Annotated in this window: 4 protein-coding genes; all 4 read left to right on the top strand. The window is 58.1% G+C overall.

Features of this window, described 5'->3' with window-relative positions:
• Nucleotides 1-7: 7 nt before the first annotated feature.
• The 4 genes from HU759_RS20955 to HU759_RS20940 all read left to right on the top strand — a co-directional run bounded on the left by HU759_RS20955 (nt 8) and on the right by HU759_RS20940 (nt 19155).
• On the top strand, nt 8-16894 hold the full coding sequence (locus HU759_RS20955; protein ID WP_186617782.1) for a hemagglutinin repeat-containing protein: 16887 nt from the start codon (nt 8-10) through the stop codon (nt 16892-16894).
• An 11-nt stretch (nt 16895-16905) separates the two neighbouring features.
• Entirely contained in the window at nt 16906-17634 is a 729-nt protein-coding gene (locus HU759_RS20950) for a hypothetical protein (RefSeq protein WP_170037838.1), read from the top strand.
• Nucleotides 17635-17791: 157 nt separating this feature from the next.
• Nucleotides 17792-18181, top strand: a complete 390-nt coding sequence (locus HU759_RS20945; protein ID WP_225933007.1) for a hypothetical protein — start codon at nt 17792-17794, stop codon at nt 18179-18181.
• 278 nt (nt 18182-18459) lie between these two features.
• Nucleotides 18460-19155, top strand: a complete 696-nt coding sequence (locus tag HU759_RS20940) for a hypothetical protein (RefSeq protein WP_186617806.1) — start codon at nt 18460-18462, stop codon at nt 19153-19155.
• The last annotated feature ends 136 nt before the right edge of the window (nt 19156-19291 follow it).

Raw genomic sequence — 19291 nt, 5'->3', positions numbered from 1 at the left:
ACACAACATGGACGTTCGCCAGTTCGCCTTCCTCGTGCGCCAGCCTTCTGCTGCCGTAAAAAGCCGTTCCCACTTTTTGGGGCTGCCTAAACGCGGGTTGGCGTTGATCCTGGCCAACGCGATGTTCTGGCACCCGTTGCTGGCCCAGGCCGACGGCATTGTGGTCAGTGCGCCGGGCACAGGCCTCGCGCAGGCGGGCAATGGCGTGCCCATCGTCAATATCGCCGCACCGAATGCCAATGGCCTCTCGCACAACCAATTTCATGACTATAACGTCGGTGCCAACGGCGTCATCCTCAACAACGCCACCGACCGCACCCAGGCCACACAACTGGGCGGCATCATTGTCGGCAACCCGAACCTGCGCGGCACCGCTGCCAATATCATCCTCAACGAAGTCAACGGTGGCAGCCCCAGCCAACTGCGCGGCTACACCGAAGTGGCGGGGCAGTCGGCCCATGTGATTGTCGCCAACCCGTATGGCATCAGTTGCAACGGTTGCGGCTTTATCAACACGCCGCAAGTCACGCTGACCACCGGTAAAGCGGTGATCGAAAACGGCCAGATCAGCCGCTATCAAGTCGATCAAGGCAACGTCGCCATCGAAGGCGCGGGCCTCAACGCGACCAATGTCGACCAGTTTGAAATCATCACCCGCGCTACCACCATCAATGCGCAGATCCAGGCGAAAAAACTCACCATCGTCGCCGGGCGCAACGATGTGGACGCACGCACTTTAAATGCCACCGCACGGGCGGCCGACGGCAGCCAGGCGCCAGACCTGGCGATTGACTCGTCGGCGTTGGGCGGCATGTATGTGGGCGCGGTCAAGCTGATCGGCACCGAGGCCGGTGTGGGCGTGAAGCTGTCGGGCGATATGGTCGCCGGTGGTGATATCCAGATTGATGCTGCGGGCAATGTGGTCATGGGCACAACCACGGCAGGCACCTCTGTCGCCGTCAAAGCGGCCAGCTTGCAAGCCAAGGCGGCGGTCTACGCCGGTACTGATCTGTCGGTAAACACCCAAGGTGCGCTCACCACGCAACAAACCCTGGCCGCCAAGGACAGCATCGCGCTGGACGCCGGTGGCCGCTTGACCAACAACGGGATCATCGAAGCTGGCGTCAACGCCGATAACAGCCGCAATGCCCAGGGCGATGTGCGCTTGACCGCGCAGGCCATCGACAACACCGGCAAAACCGTGATCGCCAGCCGCGACCTCAGCGTCAACAGCGGCGAACTGGCCAACCAGGGCGGTACCTTGAGCGCCCGGCGCGACGCACAGTTGACGGCCACGCAGATCGACAACCAGAACCAGGGCCGCCTCCTCAGCGCAGGCAGCCTTGGGATCACCGCCGGGCAACTGCTCAACAGCCAAGGTGGTTTGGTCACCAGCACCGGCAACCTCACGGCGGGTATCGGGCAACTGATCAACCGCAACGGCGAGCTGTCGAGCCAGGCGCAGGTCACGCTGCAACTGAATGAACTGGATAACGTCGCCGGCCTGGTCTCGGCCGGCCAATCGCTGAGCCTGAATGCGACGGGGCTGATCAATAACCAGGGCGGGCGAATTGCATCGCGTCAGACGGCACAGGTTAATACTGGCGCCCTCGACAACAGCCAAAAGGGCTCGCTCACCAGCCAAGGCTCACTGACGTTGAGCCTCAACCAAGGTCACTGGGATAACCGCAACGGCCTGATCAACGCCGGCGGTCAATTGACCCTTAACAACCTCAACACGGTCGATAACCGCCAAGGGGAAATCTCCAGCGCGCAGTCATTCCTCCTGGCCGCCAACAGCCTCGACAGCGGCGCCGGTAAAGTGCTCAGTGACCAAGACCTGACCCTGCGTATCGCCGGTGCAATGAACAATGCGTTGGGCCTGGTTTCGGCGTCGAACCTCGACGTCAACGCCGCCAGCCTGAACAACCAGGGCGGCAAGCTCCGCGCATTTAATCAACTGACGGCGAACACCGCAGGCCTGCTGGACAACCGCGGCGGCGAGTTGCTGGCCACCGACCTGGCGTCCACCACGGGTGAATTAAACAACAACAGTGGCCGCCTGCAAGGTGATCGTTCCCTGGTGCTCAGCAGCGGCGTGGTGTCCAATCAGCGCGGTACATTGGCGGCAGGTGCAACGTTTACCCTCAATGCATCCCGCCTGGACAACAGCGCAGGCACGCTCACCAGCGACGGCGTGTTGGTCGCGGTGATTGCCGGACAATTGCTCAACCAGACCGGTCTGTTTGCCGCCAAAGGTGATGTACGCCTCAGCCTGGGTAGCCTTGATAACCAACAGGGCAGTCTCGTCGCCCGTAACCTCACCGTGCAATCAAGCGGCCCGCTGAACAACCAGCGTGGCACCTTGCGCGGTGACGTCGCATTTAATTTGAACGCCGGCCAAGTGGATAACAGTGAGGGCGGCCGCATCAGCGCGGGCCAAATGCTGAATGCTGGTATCAGTGGTCTTGATCAGCACAACGATGGTCGATTCTTCGGCCAGGGTGACGTAAGCCTCAACCTCAATAATGGGCATTTGAATAACCAGGGCGGCACGATCAACGCCCCTGGCCAATTACTGCTGAGCAACCTCGCCAGCGTCGATAACCAAGGCGGCGAAATTTCCAGCGCCCAGGCGTTTACCCTGGCCGCCGATACCCTGAATAACCAGCACGCCAAGCTCCTCAGCGAGCAGGGTTTGGCCCTGCGTATCGCCCACGCACTGGATAACACGCAAGGCTTGATCTCGGCTAAAACGCTGGATGTACGCGCCGCCAGCCTGACTAACCAAGGCGGCACGCTCAGCGCGGGTGATGGCCTGATCGCACAGATCGACGGAGCATTGGATAACCGCAGTGGCAAGCTATTGGCGCGCACGGCGTCGGTCAACAGTGCGTCGCTGGATAACCGCGAGGGCCTGCTGCAAGGCGACGCGATGCTCTCGCTCAACAGCTCAGGCTTGATCGACAATCGCCAGGGCACGCTGTTCGCCGGGCAGGCGCTGGACATCACCGCTACGCGCTTGGACAACTGTGGCGGTAAGCTGACCAGCGACGGTCGCCTTACTGCGTTGATCAGCGCGCACCTGTTGAACCAGGCCGGGCTGTTCAGCGCAACCGGCCCGTTGCTGGTGAGTGCGGCAAGCCTGGACAATAGTGCCAAAGGCAATATCCACAGCCAGGCGGGTGTAAACCTTGACCTGAACCACGGCCACCTGAATAACCAAGGCGGCTTGATTCACGCGCCGGGCACGCTGCTACTGAGCAACTTAAGCAGTGTCGATAACCAGTCCGGGGAAATTTCCAGCGCCCAGGCCCTGGCGTTTACCGCAGGCAGCCTCGACAACCGAGGCGGCAAGTTGCTCAGCGAGCAAGGGCTTTTGGTGCGCGTTGCCGGCGCGCTGGACAATACCAAAGGCTTGGTCGCTGCCACGGGGTTGGACCTGCACGCAAACAGCCTGGTTAACGCTGAAGGCAAGCTGAACGTCCGCGATGATCTGGCACTGTCCGTCGACACTGCCCTGGACAATCACCACGGTGAAGTCATCGGTGCTACCACCACCTTGAGCAGCATGAGCCTGGATAACAGCCAGGGACTGTTGCAGGGTGACCGCTTGCTTAACGTCACTACCCGCGGCATCGCGATCAACCGTGGCGGTCGGTTTGTCAGCGGTCAGCAGGCGGCCTTGGCGATTGAGCAATTCGATAACCGTGGCGGTAGCGTAACGGCAACCGGGCCGATGCAGGTAAGCGCCACGCAACTGGACAACCGCGAGGGTGGCTTGCTCAATGCACGCCAGTCGCTGGTGGTGAAAGTTGATAGCCTGAATAACCAGGGCGGCGAAGTCTCCAGCCTCACCGACCTGTCGTTCAACGGCAGGCAGTTCGACAACAGCAACAAAGGTCGACTTTTAGCGAACGGCGCACTGAGCCTGAAACTGGACCAACTGAACAATCAGCAAGGCACCGTACGCAGTGACAAGAGCCTGACCCTGCAAACCGCCACACTGAACAACGACAGCGGCCGCCTCAGCGGCGGTGCGGCTTTGGATCTGACCGCCAGCGGCGTACTGACCAACCGCAGCGGCGAGCTGCTCAGCGCGATGGCGTTGACCGTGAGCAGCGCCAGCATCGACAACCGCGGCGGCAAAATGATCGGTGACGGCGCTGTGCGCATCACGACCGGCGCGTTGAATAACCAGAGTGGCGGGCGCCTGACCAGTGCTGATCGCCTGGCGCTGACGGCAGGGAACGTGGACAACCGTTTTGACGGCCACATCGCCAGTAACAAGGCACTTACCGCCAGCCTCGCGGGCCTGGACCAACGCAACGGTGGGCAGCTCTACAGCACCAGCGACGTGAGCCTGGACATGAATCACGGCGCTCTTGATAACACCGGTGGCTTGATCCATGCGCCGGGTCAGTTGCTGTTGAAAAACCTCTCCACGGTCGCCAACCAGTACGGCGAAATTTCCAGCGAGCGTGCCTTCACCCTGGCCGCACAAAGTCTGGATAACAGCAACGGCCATGTGCTCAGTGATCAGGCGCTGACCCTCAAAGTCGACCAAGCGCTGATCAACCTCAAGGGCGTCATTTCTGCGGCAGGCCTGGCTGCTCAAGCTGGGCGACTGGATAACACCCACGGCGTATTCAGCAGTTCCAACGACCTCGCGTTAACGTTGGCGGCTGACCTGCATAACGACGACGGCGAAGTCTCCAGCGGCGGCGCCACAGTGGTCAACGCGATGACCCTGAATAACCGCAACGACGGTCATGTGATGGGCGACATCAGCCTTGACTTGACCACCCGCGGTGCACTGTTCAACCAGGCCGGCACCTTGGGCGCCGGCCAGCGTTTGAACGTGACCGCGGCCAGCCTGGATAACAGCCAGTCCGGCAGTCTGGCGACCGATGGCAGCCTGACGGTGAAAGTCGACGGCCTGCTCGATAACCAAGCCAAAGGTGCCGTGCTCGCCAAAGGCGTGATGGACATCCAGGCTGGGAGCGTGGACAACCGCACCGGTCGCCTGTCCGGACAGAACCTGCTGACCCTGCGCAGCAATAGCCTGGATAACCGTGGCGGCGCGGTGCGCGCCAATCAGGGGCTGAACCTGCACGTCGGCCAGCTCGACAACCGTGAAGGTGTGCTTAACAGCAAGCAGGCGCTGGCACTCGACGGCCAGTCCTTGAACAACCAGAACGGCCTGACCAGCGCGATTGGCCCGGTACGCCTGGCCCTCGATACCGTTGAAAACGCCAAAGGGCGCATCGCCAGCCAGGATGATCTGGACGCCACGATTGGCGTGCTGAATCAGCAGGGCGGTCAGTTGGTCGCGAAGGGTAATCTGAGTCTCAACGCTGCCACCGTGGATAACCAGAACGGCGGTTTGCTCGCCGCGACAAAAGTGCTGAAACTCAAGGCAGGCAGCACCGACAATCGCAGCGGGGAAATCTCCAGCCAGCAGAGTGTCGATTTCAGCGGGCAACGCCTGGATAACAGTGCAGGCAAGTTGTTGGCCGGCACTGCGCTTGAATTGGCGATGGCCGAGGTGATCAATCAGGCCAAAGGTTTGATCTTTGCCCAGGACGCTCGGCTTACCGGCACTGCAGTAGATAACACCGATGGCACTGTTGGCGCTCAGCGTGCTTTGGCGCTTCAACTGAAGGCAGGCCTGGACAACACAGGCGGCAAGCTCACCAGCGAAGGCTCGATGGCGCTGGCAGGCCAGCGTATTGACAACACCAGCGGCAAAATTTCCAGCGCAGGACCGTTGACCCTTGTGAGTGCAGCGGCGCTAATCAACCAAGGCGGCACCGTCGAAAGCGCCCAAAACCTCACACTGACCAGTGCCAGCCTGGATAACACCAACGGCCTGCTCAAAAGCCAAGGCCTGGCAACCGTTAACACCGGACAGTTCACCAACGGCATCGACGGCCGTGTGATCAGCGCCGACAAGCTCGACCTCAGCGCCACCCAGCTCACCAACAGCGGGCATATCGCCAGCGTCGGCGCAATGAATGCCAGCGTCACCGGCCTGACGCAATTGGACGGCGCCGAACTGGTCAGCACCACACAACTCAACCTTGACCTGCACCACGGCGCACTGGTCAACGCGGGTGTGATCAACGCACCGCTGCTGACACTGAACAACCTCGCCAATATCAACAACCGCGACGGCGAAATCTCCAGCCAGAACGCTTTTACCTTGGTCGCAAAAAACCTGGATAACAGCAACGGTAAACTGATCAGCAACCAGGCACTGACCCTGCGTGTCGACCAACTGCTGGCCAACCTCAAAGGCCATCTCAACGCCGCCAGCCTGGATGTGCGCAGCACTCGCCTGGACAATACCGAAGGCGTGCTCAGCGGGCGTGGCGATGTCACCCTCAGCGCCAGCCAATTGTTCGATAACCAACGCGGCAGCGTGATCGCCGACGGTGCCTTGTTGCTGACCAGCGCAACGCTGGACAACCGCAATGGCGAGATCGCGGGCAAGGCGCTTGCGACGATCAGCGCCAGCAACCTCGATAACCAAAACGGCAAACTGATCAGCACCGACGAGCTCAACCTGCGCGGCGCAAACCTTGATAACCGCAACGGTCTGGTAGGTGCCACAAAAGCGCTGAAACTCGACGTGCAGACGCTCGACAACCGCACCGGCGAATTGACCGGCAACGCCGACGTCAGCGTCACCGGTCAGCAGCTCAACAACAGCGACAAAGGTGTGGTGTTCGCAGGCGGTACGTTAAGCCTTGCAGTCGATCAGGTCATCAACCGCACCCTCGGCGAACTCAACGGCGAGCGCCTGACGCTGACCGGCTCCATGCTGGACAACAACGGCGGCAAGCTGCTCAGCCAGCAATCGCTGAAGCTGGATCTCGCCGGTGATTTCGATAACAGCCAGGGTGTACTTAGCAGCGAAGACGCATTGGCCGTCAAAGCCCGCAGCCTGAATAACAGCAAAGGCAGCCTGTCCAGCGCCAATGGTTTGAGCGTCGCCGTCACCGACAGCCTCAATAACAGCGAAGGCAAACTGGTCACCGACGGCGGCCTGACACTGCAAAGCGCCAATCTTGGCAACCAGCAAGGCATCATCAGCGGCAAAGGCCCGGTCACGGTCAGCACGGGCGAGCTGAACAACCAAACCGGCCGCCTCAACAGCGGCGACACCCTGGCCCTGACCACCGCACAGTTGACCAACGGCGGCAGCATCGGCAGCGCCAAGACGCTGACCGCCAGCGTCACCGGGCTGGATCAGCAGGGCGGTAAGCTGTTCAGCAACGCTGGCTTGAGTCTCGACCTGAACAACGGCCAACTGAAGAACCAAGGCGGATTGATCAACGCTATTGGCCCGCTGACGCTTAACAACCTCAACAGCATCAATAATCAGAACGGTGAAATCTCCAGCGCCCAAGCCTTTACCTTGGCCGCGCAAAGTCTGGATAACAGCAACGGCAAGCTGCTGAGTAATCAGGGCCTGACCCTGCGCGTCAATCAAGCCCTGGCCAACCTCAAAGGCCTGATCGGCGCCGCCAGCCTCGACGCTCACGCAGGCTCCGTCGACAACCGAGGCGGCACTTTGAATAGCCGCAGCGACTTGCAACTGACCAGTGATGGCCTGCTGAACAACCAGGACCAAGGCTTGATCAGTGCCAAGCAAACCCTGAATCTCAACGCCGCCGGCCTCGACACCGGCAACGGCGGTGAGGTCTCGGCCAAAGGTGTGTTGACCGCGAACCTCAACGCTCTGGCCCTGGCGGGCGGTCGCGTTGTGGGTGAGCAGGGAATGACCCTGGACCTCAACAACAGTGATTTGGACAACCGCAACGGTCTGCTGCTGACTAACGGCCCGCTGACCCTGAAAAACCTGGGCGACCTTAATAACCAGGGCGGTGAAATCTCCAGCCTGCAAAGCTTCGCTTTGACGGCGCGCAACCTGGACAACCGCGCCGGCAAGCTGATCAGCAGCCAAGTGCTGACTGTCAACGCGGACACCATGAACAACACCGCCAGAGGCCTGCTGTCCGGCTGGCAAGGTCTGAACGTCAGTGGTGGCAACCTCGATAACCGTAACAACGGCACGCTCTCCAGCCGCAGCGGTGCAATCGATGTGCGCCTGAGCGGCGCGTTGCAAAACAACAACGAAGGCGCGCTGGTTAGCCAGGGCCGCTTGGGCGTCAGTGCCGCCAGCCTGGATAACAGTGGCAAAGGCGTACTTTCCAGTGGCGATGGGCAAACGCTTATCGTGACCGGTGCGCTGACCAACGCCGATGGCGGTTTGATCGAAAGCGGCACCACGCTGGATCTGCAAGCGGTAACACTGACCAACCAAAGCACGATCAACGCCCAACAAGCGATGACCGTCACCGGCACCGACCTGAACAACAACGCCGGCACGTTGGCCACCAACGGTCGCCTGACCCTCAACCTGCTCGGCACCCTCAACAACAGCGGCGGCAGCATTGCCAGTTCCGGCCCACTGCTGCTGCAACGGGTGATGCAGGTCAACAACGACGCCAAGGGCAGAATCATCAGCCAAAGCCTGCTGACGCTGTTCGCCGGTGGCCTGAACAACAGTGGCGGCGGCACCCTTGCCAGTAAGGATCGTGTCGCGATCACCAGCACCGGCATCGTGCAAAATACTAACGACGGCCTGATCTATAGCCAGGACGCCGACGTGCAATTGAACGCAGTGGGATTGAATAACGCCAAGGGCAAGGTTCAGGGCCAGACCGGCCTGAGCCTGGGCGTCAGCGGTGACCTCAATAACCAGGGTGGCACACTCCAGGCCCATAGCCTGAACCTGACTGCCAACCGCCTCGACAACCAGAACGGCTTCATCGCTGCGCAGACCGGCGATGCAGTGGTCAATGCCAACTACTTCGCCAATGCCAACGGCGGGGTGTATGCCACCGGCTTGATGCGAGTCAATGGTGCACAGCTGGACAACAGCGCCGGGCAAATTGCAGGTCGCGCGGTTGAGCTGAGCGCTGGTGGCGCGTTGATCAACCGCAGCGGTGTGATTGAAAGCGATAGCTCCCTGAGCGTGACAGGCGCCAGTGTCGACAACCAAGGCGGGCAACTGCGCGCGCTGGGCCGTAGCGGCAAAACCAATTTCCAGCTCGGCGGTGCGTTCGATAACCGCAATGGACGACTGGAAACCTCCAACGCTGACCTGACCCTGAATGCCGGCAGCTTCCTGAACCAGGGCGGCAGTCTGCTGCACGGCGGCACCGGCACTTTTGATATCGCCACCGCCAACCTGATCAATGCCGGCGGCAATCTGGTGACCCGTGGTGGCCTGACCCTGGCCGCAGACAGCTGGACCAACAGCAGCGTGATCCAGGCCGGGCGCCTGACGGTCAACGTCAATACCTTGAACCAGACCGCCAGTGGCCAGTTACTCGCCTCCGACAGCCTGACGGGCAACGGCGGCAACTGGAATAACGATGGCCTGATCGCCAGTGACGGCACGGCCAATCTGACGCTGGCCGGCAGTTATGGCGGCAATGGGCGCTACAGCAGCCTGGGCAACCTGGGCTTGAGTGCCGCGCAGATAACCGTGAATGAAGCCGCCAGTGTGGCAGGCGGCGGCGCTTCCCAACTGACCACCGGGGGCCAACTGCTCAACCGGGGGCGTTTGACCTCCAGCAGCGACCTGCGCATCAACGCCGGCAGCATCGTTAACACCGGCACGTTGGGGGCTTCACAGAACCTGGTGCTGACGGCACAAAGCCTGCTCAACGACCACGCCGCCAGCGGCATCGGCGCACGTGGTTTCCTGTTCAGTGGCCAGGATTCGACCTTCAACCTCGGCAGCCTGACCAACAACTATTCGGATATCTACAGCCTGGGCAACCTTACGGTGGCCGGTGTAGCCGCTGGCACTCTGGCGCAGAGTGTGCGTAACGTTTCTGCCAGCATCGAGAGTGTGGGCGACCTCAGACTGTCGGCCAATGACGTGGTCAACGAGCGCGAGAAATTCACCCTCAACCAGCAGCTGACCTCGGTGGGCGTGAGCATCCGTTGCACCCAGCATTGCAGCGGCGGTTGGAGCGACCGGCGCCCGGCGGTGTCCCTGAGCCGCACGGTTGAGAGTGTGATCGAAGCGAACTCGCCTTCCGCCACGATCAGTTCGGGGCGCAACATGGTGATTACCGGTCAGAACTTCACCAACCGCCATAGCGTGGTGTCGGCTGCTAACGATCTGTCGATCAGCGGCGAGAACATTCTGAACCTGGCGGCCACCGGTGGTTCCGGCTCCCAGAGCCAGGAGTACGGCGGCATTACCAAAATCTCCAAAGGCCAATACAACCAGATGGTCGCCGCGGTGCAGGCCTATAACCGTGCGCACCCGCAGGGTTCGCCGGTGGATGAGGCGGCGTTTGCGGCCTTGATGACGCGGTTCAGCCCGTCGCTGTTTCCCGGCATCAACCAGCCCATCGCGGTACAAGGCGGCACCCAGGTGGTGGCCCCGGCGATTATTCAGGCCGGTGGCAACGCTGCGCTCACCGCCAGTAAAAGCATCAACAACATCAACGTGATCAAGACCGCGCTGGCGGTTGATGGCCGTTCGCTGGACACCGGCGTAGGCGCCAACAAAACCCGGGTGGTAGTGCTCAATGCACAATTGCCGCCCGACCTTGCCCAACAGCAGGTCAACCCCTTGACCCTGCCGGGCTTCGGTTTGCCCAGCGGGCAGAACGGATTGTTTCGTTTAAGTGGCCAAAGTGGCACTACGGGGCAGGCAGGTGCTGGTAATCAGGATTGGACGCTGGGCAGCGCCAGCCTGGACCCAAGCCAACGCCAACAAGCCCTGCCTGGCGCCCACGAACGTGTGATTCAGGTGGGTGGCGCGGCGCAAGTGACCACCAACACGCGCCAAGTTGCCGTGGCTGCTCGTGAAGCCGGTGTCGTCAACGCGGTTGCCAGTGCCATTGATACCGGCGCCGTGGGCAGCGCCGATGTGCAGCCCCTGCCACCGGGTCGCACCAGTGGCGTAGACATCACCCGCGTCGATGGCATTGACGCCCGCAATCCTACGGGTGTCCCCGAGCCTGCGGTCGATGGTTCGCGGCCGGGCATCGACCTGCCTGCCGTAACGCCAGGCGATAGGGTTGTGCATACGTCATCTGACGGGGCTCTCCCTGATCTGCGTGTGCCGGGCTTGTCGACCGTTGCGCGCAGTAACGACGTTGCTGCGATCGCACCGCCGGATACCCAACTGCCGGGCCTTACCCCGGCGGCCCACGACGTACCCGTTGTCGGTAACGTACAGCCACCGCAGGTCAGCCAACCCACGGCATTGGCCAGCCAAACCATCAGCCGCGTCCAGGGCCTGCCGGAAAGTCGTGCCGTATCGCAACCGCACAAATACCTGATCGAAACCAACCCGGTACTCACCGACCTCAAGCAATTCATGAGCTCGGACTACCTGCTGCAAGGCGTGGGCTACAACCCGGACGAAAGCTGGAAGCGCCTGGGCGATGGCCTCTACGAACAGCGTTTGATTCAGCAGGCCGTGCAAGCACGCACCGGCCAACGCTTTATCGACGGCCAGACCACCGACGAAAAACTGTTCAAGTACCTGATGGACAATGCCATCAGCAGCAAGCAGCAACTGAACCTGTCGATGGGCGTCAGCCTCACCTCGCAACAGGTCGCGGCGTTGACGCATGACATCGTGTGGCTGGAAGAGCACGAAGTGAACGGTGAAAAAGTCCTGGTGCCGGTGCTGTATCTGGCCCAGGCCAACAACCGTCTTGCACCCACCGGAGCCTTGATCGCGGGTAACGACCTGAACCTGATTGCCGGCGAAAACCTGGTTAACGCCGGCACCCTGCGGGCCACCAACAACCTGTCGGCCAAGGCCGCCAACGACTTGACCAACAGCGGGTTGATCGAAGCGGGCAACCGCCTGGACCTGCTGGCGGGCAACAATATCGTCAACAAAGCCGGAGGCATCATCAAAGGGCGTGATGTGACGTTGACCGCCATTAATGGCGATGTGATCAACGAACGCAGCGTGACCGGTTGGGATGACAAAGGGGCAGGGTACTCGCAGCATCGCGATTATGTGGATAGCGCTGCGCGGGTTGAGGCGGCGAATGATCTGAGTATCAAGGCGGGGCAGGACTTCTCAAACCAGGGCGCAGTGTTGCAGAGCGGGCGCGACACCACTATTCAGGCCGGGCGCGACCTGAGCTTTGGATCGGCAGAGCAGGTCATCAGCTACGCCGGAGGTCGCAACAGCAGCAGTACGGTGACCCAGCACGGTTCTTCTGTCAGCGTGGGTCGTGACCTTTCGGCCGTGTCTGGTCGGGATTTGACGGCTATTGCTAGCCAGATTGAGGCCAAACGTGATGTCGCTATGTCGGCTACTGGGGATCTGAGCCTGATCTCTGCGGCGGATGAGCAACACTCAGCGTACAACTCGAAGAAAGTTAAGGCTCAAGAAGACCATGTAAGTCAGGTGTCGACTACGGTAAAAGCCGGACGGGATGTGTCTTTGAGTGCAGGGCAGGACTTAGCCGTTACGGCTAGTCGGGTTTCCGCTGGGGATGAAGCGTATCTGTTTGCCGGTAAGGATTTGAATCTCAACACTGCCGAGGACAGCGATTACTCCTATTACTCCAAAACCAAAAAAGGATCATGGGGTAAAAAGAGTAAAAAAATGAGTGAGAGTGAAAGCGATATTGCTATCAGCTCATCCATTGATGCGGGCAAGAAGGTTGTTATTTCTGCATCTCAGGATATCAATCTTGAAGGGGCGAAAATCAACAGTGGCGGTGAGCTGCTGGCTACCGCTGGGCACGACATCAATCTGGAGGCTGCGCAAAACTATTCCAGTCAGGCCAGCGCTTCCTCCAAAAAAGGGATGTTTTCGAGTAAGTCTCGCAGCCAGTCGAGCAGTCAAACAACGCTCAATAGTACCGAGCTGGTTGCCCAGTCAATCAACTTGCGAGCGGATAACGACATTTCTCTAGAGGCTGCGGCTTTGCGGGCAGAGGGCGCCGTAAAGCTCAACGCTGGCAATGACGTTGAAATCGGCACGGCACAGGTGCAACAAACCTCAAGCCAATCAAAGCAGTCCAGCAAAGTCGGTCTGTCCCTAACTGTTGGTATGTCTGCGACGCAGAAAGGCCAGCAGGCCCAGCAAAGTGCCTCGCAAAGCATCGGCAGTGACATCAGCGCTGATAGCTTGCAGATCACCAGCGGTCGCGATACCTCCGTGCGCGGAAGTACGTTGGTCACTGACCACGATCTGCGGATCAACACGGGACGCAATCTTGAAGTGGTCAGTGCTGAGAACAGTGAAAGCGCCAGCTCCAAGGCCAATAGCAAAAAGGTCGGAGAGGTAGGTTCCTGGTGGCAAAGTGCGACGGGTGTCGTTAAGACCAAGAAAACCGAGCAGAGCGAAACCACGCGTCAAACGGGTAGCCAGATCGCCTCGCTGGGGGGGGACGTCGGCCTTTCAGCAGGCGAGCAATACACCCAAATTGCCAGCCAGGTTGTTGCGCCTAAAGGCGACATCGATATCAAAGCCAAGCATGTGGACATCGTGGCTGGCTTCGACACCCTCAAAGCCAGCAATACGGCGAGTACCAGCCGCACGGCAATTGGCGGGACGGTCAGCGTTCCAATGGTTGACGCGTTGCGAAGCCTCCAGGGAACGGCTGAGTCGGCTCAACAAACCAGCGACGGCCGCATGCTTGCGCTGTCTGCCGTCAATGCCGCCATGAGTGCCAATGCGGCCATCGAGGGTGGCCAGGCGTTGATGGGCAAAAACCTCACTGGGGTAAAGATCAGCGTCAACTTGAGCGACAGCCGCAGCCACAGCGAGAGTGAGCAAAGTGGTCGCAACGTGGTCGGCAGCAGTGTGGTTGCAGGGGGGGACGTCAACATCACTGCCAAGGGGGCGGGCGCTGATAGCAATTTAAATGTGGTGGGCAGTCGGATTGACGCAGGAGGTGACGCCAACCTTAAGGCTGACGGCAAAATCAATCTGCTCGCTGCACAAAATACGGCACATCAGGAAAGCACCAATAACAACAGCGGCTGGAGCGCGGGTGTTGGTTTCAGTTTTGGTGGGCAGCAAAACGGGTTCACATTGGACCTGGCGGCCAACAAAGGCCGGGGTATGTCCGATGGTGATGACGTCACTCAGACCAACACGTCCGTAAAGGCTGGGCAGACGGTGCGCCTTGATAGCGCTGGGGATACTAATCTCAAGGGGGCGGTCGTTACCGGTCAGCAGGTTCGGGCCAACGTGGGCGGCGATCTCAATATCGAGAGCCTGCAAGACACCAGCACCTATCGCTCGGAACAACTGAGTGCAAACGTCGGGGTCAGCATTTGCGTACCACCGTTCTGTGTGGGCATGAGCAGTGTCAGTGGTGGCATTGGTCAGCAAAAAATGCACAGCGACTATGCCAGTGTCAGTGATCAATCAGGCATCAAGGCGCGCGACGGTGGATTCCAGATTGAGGTTAAGGGTAATACCGACCTCAAGGGCGCAATCATCGCCAGCACTGATAAAGCAGTCGCTGATGGTAAGAACACGCTCACAACAGGCACGTTAACCAGTTCGGACATCAAGAACAAAGCCGATTACGACGCCACCAGTATCAATCTGAGCGGTGGCTACAGCGCTGGCGGGAAGGTTGGCAGGGATGCGAACGGCAACGTTGATGCCACCAAGACCGGTACACCAGTGGCTGATAAAGGCGGGTTCGGCGTCAACGCCCCTGTTGCGCTGTACGCCGGTGACAGCTCCAGCAGTAAAACCTTGAGCGGTATCAGCGGCGCAGCAGTGACGGTTACTGACAGCGCCAAGCAGCAGGCGTTGACCGGCCAGACGGCCGAGCAAGCTGTGGCTGCAATCAATACTGACGTGTCCAGTGATCGAGATGGCAGTAACAAGCTAAAGCCAATTTTCGACGCGAAGGAAATTCAGGTCGGTTTCGAGATTACCGGCAAGTTTGTTCAGAACGTCGCGGCGTATCTGGAGACTCGCGGCCGTGAGGCGGATACGCTGCGTAGCGACGCTGAAAAGGAATTTGCCAAGTCCCGCGACCCTGAAGTCGACCCTAACGTACAAGCGGTTCATCGACAGAAATACCTGGACCTGAATAAACAAGCCAATGCCGTCGCCGCTGATTGGGGCGCGGGCGGTACCTATCGACAAATCGCGACCGCATTGGTCGCGGGTGCGAGCGGCAACGTAACCGGTGGTGGTGCGCAGTTTGCACAGAACATGGTCGTTAACTACGTCCAGCAACAAGGCTCGGACTACATCGGCAAACTGGTCATCAAGGGGCTGAAAGAAGGCAGCCCCGAGCACGCCAGCTTGCATGCCATTCTCGGCTGTGCCGGTGCTGCCGCCAGCAGCCAGAGCTGCTCAGCGGGCGCGCTGGGTGGTTCGGCCAGTAGTTTACTCGCAGGCCTTTTCAACGAAACCAGCCCTAACGAAACCAGCGAGGAGCGAGAGGCCAAGCGCAACATTATCGCGTCGATGGTGACCGGCATTGCTGCAATGAGCAACCCGAACGGCGCGGCGACGGCTACTAACGCTGCGATTGCGAACGTCGACAACAATTGGTTGGCGACCCAACAAATAGTCCAGATGGTCAAGGAAGTAGCAGAAGCCAAAACGCTCACCGAAAAAATGAAGGTGACGGGCAAGTGGTTATCTATTTCTGGTAGCCAAGATATGGCTTCAGCCAGCGCGCTCTTTAATAGTTTCAAAGACAGTATGGCAGGCGCTGGCATAGATACTCTGAACGGTGCAGTGGGTGTTCTGCGCGATCCAGTTGCAAGCATTGACGCTATGAACGCGTTCATATTGTCAGTGGAGGGGGAGAAGCTCTTCGGTGCGGCTGCCGCTGGCTTCAAGTCGCAAATTAGTCAGCTTCGCGATGCGCTGGTTGTTGGTGGTGATGAAAACGCCGAGAAGCTTGGTAAGCAAATGGGTGAGGCGGTGGCGTTGTACGCCCAAGTCATTGCTACCGGCGGAACAGGGGGAGCTGCTCAGGGCGCGTCAACACTTTCTAAAGCTGGCGTCGAGGTCTCTATCAATGGGTTCAAAGAGATTGCTGCAGCCACCAAGGCTGCGGGTGGTGTTGAAGGTAAGCTGGCCAAGTTTGAACGTGTAGGGCCACATCCGATCGATGTGCCCAATCACGTGCCGGTGGGCGGCCCCCAATACGTTAAAAGCGCCACGATTCAGGCCAATACGACAGTCGAACTCAGTGAGAGCGTAACGCTGCAGAGTGGGAAAGTGATTCCCAAGGGCAGCATTGTCACTGTCAGTGACGATACGATGAAGGTTGTGTACGCTGATGGGCGTAGTGAGCTTGCTTCATATTCGAAGGTGAATACGCCGCCGTTGCTGCTGACGGATGGGGCAAAAGGACCTGCGACCGATTTACTGTCTGGTGAAACAAAAGTAGTAGGTGATGGTGCACCAGCGGCTAACGATGCGAGTTTTACAGGTGCAAAAGATCTCACAACGAATCTTTCAGAGGTTTGGACTCTTAGACCGACTCAAAGAGGGGTAGACATTGAGTCATACCTTGCTAAAACTGAGTATTCACCGCAGAGCGGCTGGTATAACGTAGGGGCCGAAAGAAATGGATATTTCCCGCTTGTTGATTTTCAGAATGGTAATACGCTCGTCAGTCTGAAATCTGTAGATACGGTAGGAAGTACGTGGTTAGGCCGAATGCAAGATCATATTATAGATTTAGGTACAAACGGCGCGAAAGTCAATGGTCTACCAGCAAATATGGTGCTTGACCTGCGAGTTCAGCCTGGTGGTTCGGCTGCTGCTAAGTCGCTTGTCGAATTCGGCCGTGAATATAATGTCAAAGTGGTTGTTAAAGAATTCAAGTGAGATCTGAAAATATGAAACGATTCAAGTTTGTTTTTGATGTTGAATTGATCAGTGGTTTGCAGATGCTTGCCTTGGTTGGAGAGGTTTTAAATAAGTTTTCCTCCCCCTCGGTATTTTTTCTGCATGGGGTTAAGATTGATATCAAAACGCTTGAAAAGAAAATATTGAAAAAAAGATCATGGCCTAGTGGTTTGGTATCTGGTGGGTTTGAGCTCCGATTCGGGTTGCTTCCAGCACTGGGTTATTGCTTTTTGGTGCTAGAAGAATCAGAGGGTCATAATAATACTGAGTTGGAAGAGGAAATAGGACCTATTCTTGGTGTGGAAGGTTTTATTCAGGCATGGGTTTCTGATGTCGAATATGATTTTTGGCAGAACGCTACAGACCCTCTAGAGTATGAATGCGTGGGTCGTCCTCTTTCAGGTCTTCCAATGAAGTCTAATGGCTTGCCTCCCCCCTTGGATCAAATGGAAATTGATACATCAGGGAATCCTGGCCGTAACGTACTCAGACAAGGATATATTGAGGCGATTGGAAGTACTATGTGGCTAGGCAATCTCTTCTGGGAGAGAGTTGGCGTGGATAGATTCGCAAGCATTTCGTTGTTGGAAAGCCAGGAATTTAAAGTTTATGAGTGTGGTAGGTTATTGAAAGTTGTAACGTCTGATAAGGTTTTTTCTGATGATTCAACCCTAGAAAAACAACGTGCTCTCAGACAGATTTTATTTGGATTAAATTGACGGTTTAGATGGTGCAAAAGGACCAGGGCAGGTTATCCCTGATGCAATCAATCCACCCAAGATCAGCCGGGTTGAAGACCTGTTTGGGCAGACATTTGAAAGTATCCCGCTGTCGCACCTTCCCAATTGGAAGACCGGTTCGCTTGTAAATGATGGGGTGTTGGGCGAGCAACTGGCCCTGCAAACCCTTAACGAGAAAACCGGCCTCAATTTCAAACCTCTGCAAAACAGTAGTAACCACGGCTGTGATGGCTGCGCGGTTGCGATCAATGGCGATACGATTACCGTGTTGGTGATGGATGCGAAGTCTTCGGTGAATGGCGTGAATAAGGCACGCACGCCGCATGGAGATCCGGCGACAAGATTGAGAGGGTGGTTGGATAATGGTTCTATAACCCAATCCGATCCTGCGTTGGCTACAGCATTGGAGTCCGCGTTGCAAAGCGGTAGAGTCAAAGTCCAAGGCGTTACCGTTAAAGTCGGTTTGCCAGCAGCCGGTAAAACAGGTCAAGCAGAAATTAAGGTGGAATCATGGCCCAAGAAGTAAATCAGTTTGAACGTTTGGGTGTGAATCCAAGGTGGCCATCCTACAAATCAGTACTCGCTCGCATCGCCAGAGGGCCGCATGTTGAGGACGCGTTTTATGTCAATGAGATACGCAGATACGTCACCAGGGAGGATGCAAGGCCCACTGATCCAATGATGGTTCCAAATAAAAATAATGCGACAAGTATCATCCCAGAACGAATGGTTCGGAGCAGACTTTATAAAATTCTTGCCACTGCCCAAGACAACCCGCAATGGTTGCAAGAATTGGCTCATTGGATGCGCTACTACCAAGTAGGTGTTTGGCAATTATTCTTTTGGGCGCACCAGTATGATCAATTCCACGGCAACCACATTCGCCAGGAAAACTACAGCATCCAAACCGGTACCAACATGATGGCTGCGATGGCGATCTTGGGTTGGAAGGATGCCGTCATCCATCAGGGCTATCTCACTCATGCGGCGCTTAATCGCGGACATCAGTTGGTGATCGAGTACGAAGAGCAGCACCGCCGCGCCCAGGCCTTTATGCTGCGCGTGTTTGCCGATTGGGTGGGGGATGTATCGCACCTGTGGCCGGCCTATGCATATGATGAACCTATCTACGAAGCGCTACTGGCAAACTGGCGCACCGCCAACCCCGACGACTTGTTGCCCTGTTTGCTGGCCGCATGTGACCGCCACACCTGGCAAACCGGCAAAGACAGCCAGAAGACTTCTTACGATTTCAATCAGGATTGCCGCATGGAGCGCGTGCCGGTAGAAATCCTCTACATACTGCGTCTACGCCAATGGGAAGGCTTGCCCAATCCGCAGCAGATTGATCATCCGCTGATGGTCGCGCCCTTTGACCAATTGCCGCCCGAGCAGCCAGTGCCTGAGTTGGACGAATTGATGCAAGGTGTACTCAACCGTGCCAGAGAAGACTGGCCAAATTACGATGACGTGCTGTCTTTGCCAGCGCTGAAAGGTTGAATAGGGTGCAAAAGGACCAGGGCAGGTTATCCCTGATGCAATCAGTCCACCCAAGATCAGCCGGGTTGAAGACCTGTTTGGGCAGACATTTGAAATGTATCCCGCTGTCGCACCTTCCCAATTGGAAGACCGGTTC

This window comes from Pseudomonas sp. OE 28.3 (assembly GCF_014268205.2).
Taxonomy (GTDB): domain Bacteria; phylum Pseudomonadota; class Gammaproteobacteria; order Pseudomonadales; family Pseudomonadaceae; genus Aquipseudomonas; species Aquipseudomonas edaphica.
The sequence above is the reverse complement of the archived record's forward strand: the minus strand, read 5'-3'. Positions and strand labels throughout refer to the sequence as shown.